This window comes from Lentzea indica (genome assembly GCF_012184385.1).
Lineage (GTDB): Bacteria > Actinomycetota > Actinomycetes > Mycobacteriales > Pseudonocardiaceae > Lentzea > Lentzea indica.
Map to the genome: position 1 here is coordinate 1 of NZ_VSRL01000368.1, position 6897 is coordinate 6897.

At 69.2% G+C, this 6897-nt stretch carries 9 protein-coding genes and 2 pseudogenes; 7 read left to right on the forward strand and 4 right to left on the reverse strand.

Features of this window, described 5'->3' with window-relative positions:
• On the forward strand, positions 1–1301 hold a 1301-nt coding region (locus tag FXN61_RS45920), incomplete at its 5' end, for an aldehyde dehydrogenase (protein ID WP_167980101.1).
• Positions 1302–1559: pseudogene (locus FXN61_RS54955) on the forward strand (alpha-ketoglutarate transporter); the annotation flags it as partial. It abuts the gene before it with no gap.
• Positions 1560–1597: 38 nt separating this feature from the next.
• Here the strand turns inward: FXN61_RS54955 and FXN61_RS57040 are convergent.
• A pseudogene (locus tag FXN61_RS57040) lies at positions 1598–2008 on the reverse strand (helix-turn-helix domain-containing protein); the annotation flags it as partial.
• Between the two features lie 139 nt (positions 2009–2147).
• On the opposite strand from FXN61_RS57040, the gene FXN61_RS45935 reads away from it, so the two are divergent.
• The 5 genes from FXN61_RS45935 (at position 2148) to FXN61_RS45955 (ending at position 5230) form a co-directional block, all read left to right on the forward strand.
• Positions 2148–2648 carry a hypothetical protein gene (locus FXN61_RS45935; RefSeq protein ID WP_167980103.1) on the forward strand — a complete coding sequence of 167 codons (501 nt, stop codon included), beginning with the start codon at positions 2148–2150 and terminating at the stop codon, positions 2646–2648.
• A 9-nt stretch (positions 2649–2657) separates the two neighbouring features.
• Positions 2658–3572: an MBL fold metallo-hydrolase gene (locus FXN61_RS45940; RefSeq protein ID WP_167980104.1), complete on the forward strand. Its 915-nt coding sequence runs from the start codon at positions 2658–2660 to the stop codon at positions 3570–3572.
• Between the two features lie 239 nt (positions 3573–3811).
• Positions 3812–4525 (forward strand): SDR family oxidoreductase, encoded by a 714-nt coding sequence (locus FXN61_RS45945; protein WP_167980105.1) that lies wholly within the window; start codon positions 3812–3814, stop codon positions 4523–4525.
• Positions 4507–4926, forward strand: coding sequence for a hypothetical protein (locus FXN61_RS45950; protein WP_223165869.1), 420 nt, complete (start codon positions 4507–4509; stop codon positions 4924–4926). The genes FXN61_RS45945 and FXN61_RS45950 overlap by 19 nt, the downstream gene beginning before the upstream one ends.
• Positions 4927–5017: 91 nt before the next feature.
• Entirely contained in the window at positions 5018–5230 is a 213-nt protein-coding gene (locus tag FXN61_RS45955) for a hypothetical protein (protein ID WP_167980106.1), read from the forward strand.
• Between the two features lie 42 nt (positions 5231–5272).
• Here the strand turns inward: FXN61_RS45955 and FXN61_RS45960 are convergent, their stop codons facing one another.
• The 3 genes from FXN61_RS45960 to FXN61_RS45970 form a co-directional block, all read right to left on the reverse strand.
• The gene (locus FXN61_RS45960) at positions 5273–6469 is read right to left on the reverse strand and encodes a helix-turn-helix domain-containing protein (protein ID WP_167980107.1); all 1197 of its coding nucleotides are present in this window, start codon (positions 6467–6469) and stop codon (positions 5273–5275) included.
• Positions 6400–6708: a hypothetical protein gene (locus FXN61_RS45965; RefSeq protein ID WP_167980108.1), complete on the reverse strand. Its 309-nt coding sequence runs from the start codon at positions 6706–6708 to the stop codon at positions 6400–6402. The genes FXN61_RS45960 and FXN61_RS45965 overlap by 70 nt, the downstream gene beginning before the upstream one ends.
• A partial coding sequence (locus FXN61_RS45970; protein ID WP_167980109.1) for a hypothetical protein occupies positions 6650–6897 on the reverse strand: 248 nt, incomplete at its 5' end. The genes FXN61_RS45965 and FXN61_RS45970, both read right to left, overlap by 59 nt.

Below are 6897 nucleotides of genomic sequence, written 5' to 3' on the forward strand. Positions count from 1 at the left end.
CCGATCTCACGGCGAGCGCCCGCGGTGCGGTGCTGCGCGCGCTGGGTGACGCGATCGCGGCGAACGCCGAACGGCTGGCGCAGCTCGAAGTCCGGGACAACGGCAAGCTGTACAGCGAGATGTACGCGCAGGTTTCCTATCTGCCGCAATGGTTCTACTACTACGGCGGGCTCGCGGACAAGATCGAGGGCAACGTCATCCCGTTGGACAAGAAGGGTTACTTCGCTTACACGCAGAAGGAACCCGTCGGCGTCGTCGCGATCATCACGCCGTGGAACTCGCCGCTGATGCTGCTGGCGTGGAAGCTCGCACCGGCCCTGGCCGCCGGCTGCACCGTGGTGATCAAGCCGTCCGAGTACACCTCGGCGTCCACCGTGGAGTTCGCGCGCCTGCTGCACGAGGCAGGCCTGCCGCCCGGCGTGATGAACGTGGTGACGGGCTTCGGCCACGACGCGGGCGAGCCGCTGGTGACGCATCCGTTGGTGCGCAAGGTCAGCTTCACCGGCGCCGACAGCACCGGGCGCCGCATCAACGAGGCAGCCGCCCGCGATCTCAAGCACGTCAGCCTGGAACTCGGCGGCAAGTCGCCGAACATCGTCTTCGCCGACGCCGACCTGGACTCCGCCGTCAACGGCGTCGTCTCCGGGATCTTCGCCGCCACCGGCCAGACGTGCATCGCGGGCTCGCGCCTGCTGGTCCAGAACAGCGTGCACGACTCGTTCGTCCAGCGGGTGGTCGACCTCGCCGCCACCGCCCGCATGGGTGACCCGATGGATCCGGCCACGCAGGTCGGCCCGATCACGACACCGGTGCAACACCAGAAGGTGCTCGACTACATCGACATCGCCCACGCCGAAGGAGCCACCCTCGCGCTCGGCGGACACGCCGCCACCCGTCCGGAATGCGGACAAGGGTGGTTCGTCGAACCCACGATCTTTACCGGCGTGCAGAACAGCATGCGCATCGCGCAGGAGGAAGTCTTCGGTCCCGTGCTCGCGGTCATCCCGTTCCGCGACGAGGACGAAGCCGTCGAGATCGCCAACGACGTCCGCTTCGGACTCGGAGCAGGTGCGTGGACCAGCTCCATCGGCCGTGCTTTCCGGATGGCGCAACGGATCCGCTCCGGCACCGTCTGGGTCAACACGTACCGAGCGGTCAGCTACCTCACGCCGTTCGGCGGCGTGAAGGACTCCGGCATCGGCCGCGAGAACGGCATCGACGCCATCCACGCCTACCTCGAGGACAAGTGCGTCTGGATCAACACCGGCGCGGCGACGGGAAATCCGTTCGTGCTGCGCTGAATCCCCCGATTCGCGACCAGGGCAAGGGAGCTTCTCGTGTCGCACCAGCGCAAAGTCGTGGCCAACGTCGTCCGTGGTTGTCTCGGCAACCTCGTCGAATGGTACGACTGGTTCGTCTACGCCTCGTTCAGCATCTACTTCGCGGCCGCGTTCTTCCCGCGTGGCAACCTCACCGCACAGCTCCTGTCCACCGCCGTCGTGTTCGCCGTCGGATTCCTCATGCGGCCTTTGGGCGGCTGGTTGCTCGCCAGCATCGCCTTGCCGAGCGCGGTGACCACCGCGGGCATCCTCCGGCCGATGTCGCTCGCGAGCCGGACCGGCTGGCAGCCGTCGTGCCGGGCCAGGTAGACGACCTCGGTGCCTTCGAGCACCGCCAGCAGCATGGTCTCCGGCGCACCGACCGGCAGCGTGGTCGCGGTCCGCCGGAACTCCTCGACGAGATCGGTGCCCGCGAGGAACGCCTGGCCGAGCTCGACGACCTTGTAGCCGAGCGCCCAGCCGCCCTCGACGCGGCGGATCATGTGCGTGCCCTCGAGCGCCGCGCAGAGGTTCGCGACGGACGACTTGGCCAGGTCGAGCGCACGGGCGAGCTCGGCGATCCCGACCGGCCTGCGCTGCCGGGCCAGTTCCTCGACGAGGGCGACAGCGCGGGTGACGGCCGGGGACCTGCTGTCCACCGAACGCAACGACCGGGCCGAGTCCACCATCGTCTCCCTTGTTCACCGATGCACGTTTCTGAATCCATCTCATGCTTCGTGACCGGCCGACGGGGCAAACTATCAGAAGGATGCGGAAATTCCCCGCTGCTCAACGGGCCACCGAAGGCCGCGATCCTAGTCTCGCACAATGATCTCCACGATCGCCGCAGTGGCCCTCCCCCTTCTCGGCACTGCCTCCCCCGTCGCCCACCGCACGGTCGAGATGGACGGCAAGAACTACGACCTCACGTTGGTCGCGCCCACCACGATCACCGCGGGCGTCCCGGTGCCGGTCGGCGGCCACGGCTACAACCCGGGGCAGGGCATCTTCGTCGCACTCTGCGCCATCCCCGCCACGGTCTCGCCTTCGGACCCCGGCACCTTCACGTCCCGGCCGTCGCCCTGCCTCGGCCCGCGCGGAGCCGGCGGCACCTCGCACCGGATCGTGAATGGCGCGACCGGCGAGCACACGTCCCCCTACGGCCCGGATGGCTCGTTCCGCGTCACCCTCACGCTCCAGCCGAAGATCGCCGACGGCGTGGAGTGCGACGTCGACGTGCGCTGCGCCGTGGTGACAAGGGCCGACTTCACCGCGACCGACGACCGGCGACTCGACCTGTACGTGCCGGTCCGCTTCGCCCGGAAGTAGGTTCTGATCATGACTCCGCAGCTGCAGGAAATCGCGTCCGGCGTCTACGCCTGGATCCAGCCGGACGGCACTTGGTGGATCAACAACGCCGGCGCGGTCTGGTCGGACGACGAGGTCGTGCTCGTCGACACGTGCGCGACCGCCCGCCGCACCAAGCTCTTCCTCGACACCCTCGACATGGCCACCGGCGGCGCCCCGATCCGGCTCGCGGTGAACACGCACCTGCACGGCGACCACGTGTACGGCAACGCACTGCTGCCGGACTCGACGACGATCGTCGCGCACGAGCACACCCGCCAAGGCATCCTGCAGGACTTCATCCTGGCCAACACCCCGCCCGTGTGGTCACCGACCCCGGAGTGGGGCGTCGACGCAGTGCGCGCACCGACGATCTCGTTCCGCGACGAGATCACCTTGTACGCCGGCCGCAAGCCCGTGGTGGTGCGGCATCCCGGCTATTCGGCGCACACGGTCGGCGACGCGGTGGCGTGGCTGCCCGAGGAGCGCGTCCTGTTCACCGGCGACCTGGTGTTCCACGCGGTCACCCCGATGATCGCGATGGGCTCCCTGGACGGGGCACTGCGGTCGCTGGACTGGCTGGCCGCCTTCGAGCCCGCGGTGGTGGTTCCCGGCCACGGACCGCTGGTGGCCGGAGCTTCCTTCGCCGAGGTGCTCGCCACGCATCGGCGGTACTACGAGTTCATCCGCTCCACGGCGGAGACGGGACGCGAGAAAGGCTGGACACCGCTGGAGGCGGCGCGCGAGGCGGACCTCGGCGAGTTCACCGGTCTGCCCGATGCCGAACGGCTGGTGCTCAACCTGCACCGCGCGTACGCCGATTTCGACGGGGCCGACATCAACATCGCGGCCGCGTTGGGTGACGCCATCGCTTTCAACGGCGGGCCGCTGCACTGCGCGGTCTGACTCGGCCCCGACGTCGTGGTCTGCAGAGGTTGCCGACCACGACGTACAACCGCGGACGCCGGGTCAGGAACGGCGCCACGATCCTTCAGCGGGACGCTCCGGCACCGTGCTGGGAATCATCAGCGAATGTGGCTTTCGCCGTGGTTGGCACCGGAGCGACACGTGGGCGCGATCGGCTGTCACATTCAGCGCCTCTCTCCTGTCTTGTCTGTCGAGTCGACTCGAGAGGATGAGACACGATGAAGATGGCAGTGGCCGGGGGAACCGGCTGGGTCGGCAAACTGGTGGTCGAGCAGGCGCGCGAGCGGGGCCACGAGGTCGTGGTGATCTCCCGGTCGGGCGGCGTCGACCTGATGACGGGGGCCGGCCTCGACGACGCGCTGCGCGGCGTGGACGTCGTGATCGACGTGGCAAACGTGTCGACGCTCAGCCGCAAGGCGTCGGTGGCGTTCTTCGAAACCGAGACGCGCAACCTGCTGGCCGCGGAGGAGCGGGCGGGGGTGCACCACCACGTGGTCCTGTCGATCGTCGGGGTCGACCGGGTCGACTCGGGCTACTACATCGGCAAGCGCCGCCAGGAGGAGCTGGCGCTGGCCGGCCCGATCCCGGTGACGCTCCTTCGGGTGACGCAGTTCCACGAGTTCGCGGCGCAGATGCTCGACAAGGTGCCTGGCCCGGTGAAGGTGGCGCCGTTGATGGTGAGCCGGCCGGTCGCCGCCTCCGAGGTCGCCGCCGAGCTCGTACGCCTGGCCGAAGGCCCCGCCCAGGGCCGGGCGACCGAGCTGGCCGGTCCCGAGGTGCTGAAGATGGCATCGATGATGCGCCGCCTGGCCAAGGGCAAGCTGGTGCTGACGGTGCCCGTCGGCAAGGCGATGGCGAACGGTGGCGTGCTGCCGACCGGCGACTTCCACCGCGGGAAGATCACCTTCGAGCAGTGGGCGCCGTCGCGATGACGGTGGTGGCCAAGCGCTGGATGGCCGGGGTGCTGGCGGTGGCGGCGGCGTACCAAGGGGTGTGGGCGGCGGCGTTCCCGCTGTCGTTCTACCACGACTTCCCGGGCCCGGGGCTCCATTGGGTGGCGGCGCTCGGCCCGTACAACGAGCATCTGGCCCGCGACGTGGGGGCGCTCAACCTGGCGCTGATGGTGCTGAGCGTGTGGGCGCTGCGCCGCCCCACGCGGGAGGCCATGGTGGTGACCGGGGGCGCCTGGTTGATCTACAACGCGATCCACTTCCTGTGGCACGTGCTGCACCTGGAGGTCTTCCCGACCATCGACAAGTTCAGCGTGGCGGGGATCTTGGGTGGCCTCCTCATCCTCTCCATCCTCCTGATGCTGCCCGTCAAGGAGACCTGACCCGGACCTTCGTGTCACAGAACGCGCTCGTGTCCGGTCTTCACTGACGACCGGGCGCGGCGGACGCGTCCAGCAGATGGAAGGGGCGGCCGTGATCGGCGACGAGCACGACCTGGAACACGCGGTGCAGGACGAGTTGAGGCTGGTGGAGGCCGGTCATCCCGACGAGGAGATGTCCATGCCGATCGCGGACTGGCAGTTCGATCCGACGGACGTCCAACGCTACGAAGTCGGGCTGCACACCCTGCTCGGCGCAGTGGAGGCCGAGCACGACGGAGAGCATCAGGGGCCACCAGCACTCTGATCGCCAGTCCGTCCACTCAGGACAGGGCACAACAGCCGGCTGTCAGGCCGAGTCCGCCGCGTCCTGGGGCAGGATGTCGCGGATCTCCCTGCGGGAGGCGATGCCGAGCTTGGAGAACACCTTGCGGAGGTGCCATTCGACCGTGTGCGAGCTGATGAACAAGCGGGTGCCGATCTCGGCGTTCGTGAGTCCGTCCGCAGCGTGACGGGCGATCTGTGTTTCCTGTGGGGTGAGGACGTCCTTCGTCGTGACGGAGGCGCGTTTGCGCACCGTCACTCCGGTGGCCTGCAGCTCGCGTCGCGCACGTTGGGCGAACGCCTCGGCTCCGATCTTGCCGAACATGTCGTGCGCGATCCCCAGCTGGGCACGGGCGTCAACACGCTGGCCCTCGCGGCGCAGCCACTCGCCGTACAGGAGATGCGCACGGGCCAGCTCCACGCGAACCCTGGTCCGAGCGAGTCTCTCGATCGCCTCGCGGTAGCACCGCGTCGCGGCGTCTCCCTCGCTGAGCAGCGCCCGCGAGCGCGCTTCCACGCCGAGTGCCCAGTCTGTGCCGCTCGCCCGTGCCGCTGTCGACAGTTGCTCCAGAGCAACGGTCGCCAGCTCGGGTGAGTCGCTACGCGCGGCGGCTTCGACCAGCTCGGCCAGGCCCCAGCGCGGTGAGGCGAACTCCTGTTGGTGGGCGGCAGCCAGCTGGGCGGCAGCCAGCGCGTCCGCGTAGTGGCCCAGGCTGTTGCAGAGCACCGCGTGGTACCAGTGCGTGACGGTTACGACGGCCCCCTGTCCGCTTGGCACCGCGTCGCTCATCAGCTCGTCGATCAGCGTGCGGGCCTCGCGCTCGCGACCGCGCCAGACAGCCAGGCCCAGCGGTCCGACGCGCGCCGGGTTGCTCCCGGTCGCCGCGCAGACCGTTCTGCCCTCCTCGATCAGCGCTGCGGCGGCCGGCAGTTCCCCGGTGAGCAGGTGCATGTGTGCACATGAATCGATGGCGTCGGGGAGTTCGCTGAGCGCACCGGCCTCGCGGGTGAGTCTCACCTGACGGTTCGCGACCACGTGCCAGCGCTCGTCGTCCCACAGATCCGCGGCGACAACAGATGCGAGCCAGAACCAGCGCAGCGCCTCGTGAGCAGGGATCTCCTGGTCACAGCATGATTCGAGGACGTGCCGCATCATCGGCACCGAAGCCGCGTAACCGTCGGTGAGACGTACGGCGACTGCATCCAGAAGAAGGTCGGGCATCCGAGCAGCGCCGGCGACGCCGCGACGCGGGCGGCCTCCCCCACCTCCCGCAGTCCTGAGCCGTTCGCGAGCCGGCCGGCGAAGATCGCCGCCGCGACGGCGTCCAAATAGGTGTCCCGGGCGAGCCGGACATCGTGCTGCTCGAGTCGGCTCGCCGCGGCGAGCAACAGCGGAGGAGCCTCAGCGCCGCGATTGTGGACGAACGCGATCTGGGCCCGCGAGCACATCGACCCGCGCACGCGTGAAGTCGTCGACAGGTCCGCTGTCCGCCGTCGTGAGGACAGCGGCCGCCGACTCGAACGCACCGGCTTGGAGATTCGCCTGTGCGGCGTCGACGGCGCGCTGCGCTCGCCGGGCGGGATCCGGGGTGAGAGCAACCGCGCGCTCCAGGAACGCGGCCGCCGCCGCGACACCACCGCGCGCCTGCG

Excerpts from the sequence above, each read along its gene's own strand:
- FXN61_RS45960 (WP_167980107.1), bottom strand. The coding sequence starts at position 6,469 with ATGCCCGACCTTCTTCTGGATGCAGTCGCCGTACGTCTCACCGACGGT.
- FXN61_RS45935 (WP_167980103.1), top strand. The coding sequence starts at position 2,148 with ATGATCTCCACGATCGCCGCAGTGGCCCTCCCCCTTCTCGGCACTGCC.
- FXN61_RS45945 (WP_167980105.1), top strand. The coding sequence starts at position 3,812 with ATGAAGATGGCAGTGGCCGGGGGAACCGGCTGGGTCGGCAAACTGGTG.
- FXN61_RS45940 (WP_167980104.1), top strand. The coding sequence starts at position 2,658 with ATGACTCCGCAGCTGCAGGAAATCGCGTCCGGCGTCTACGCCTGGATC.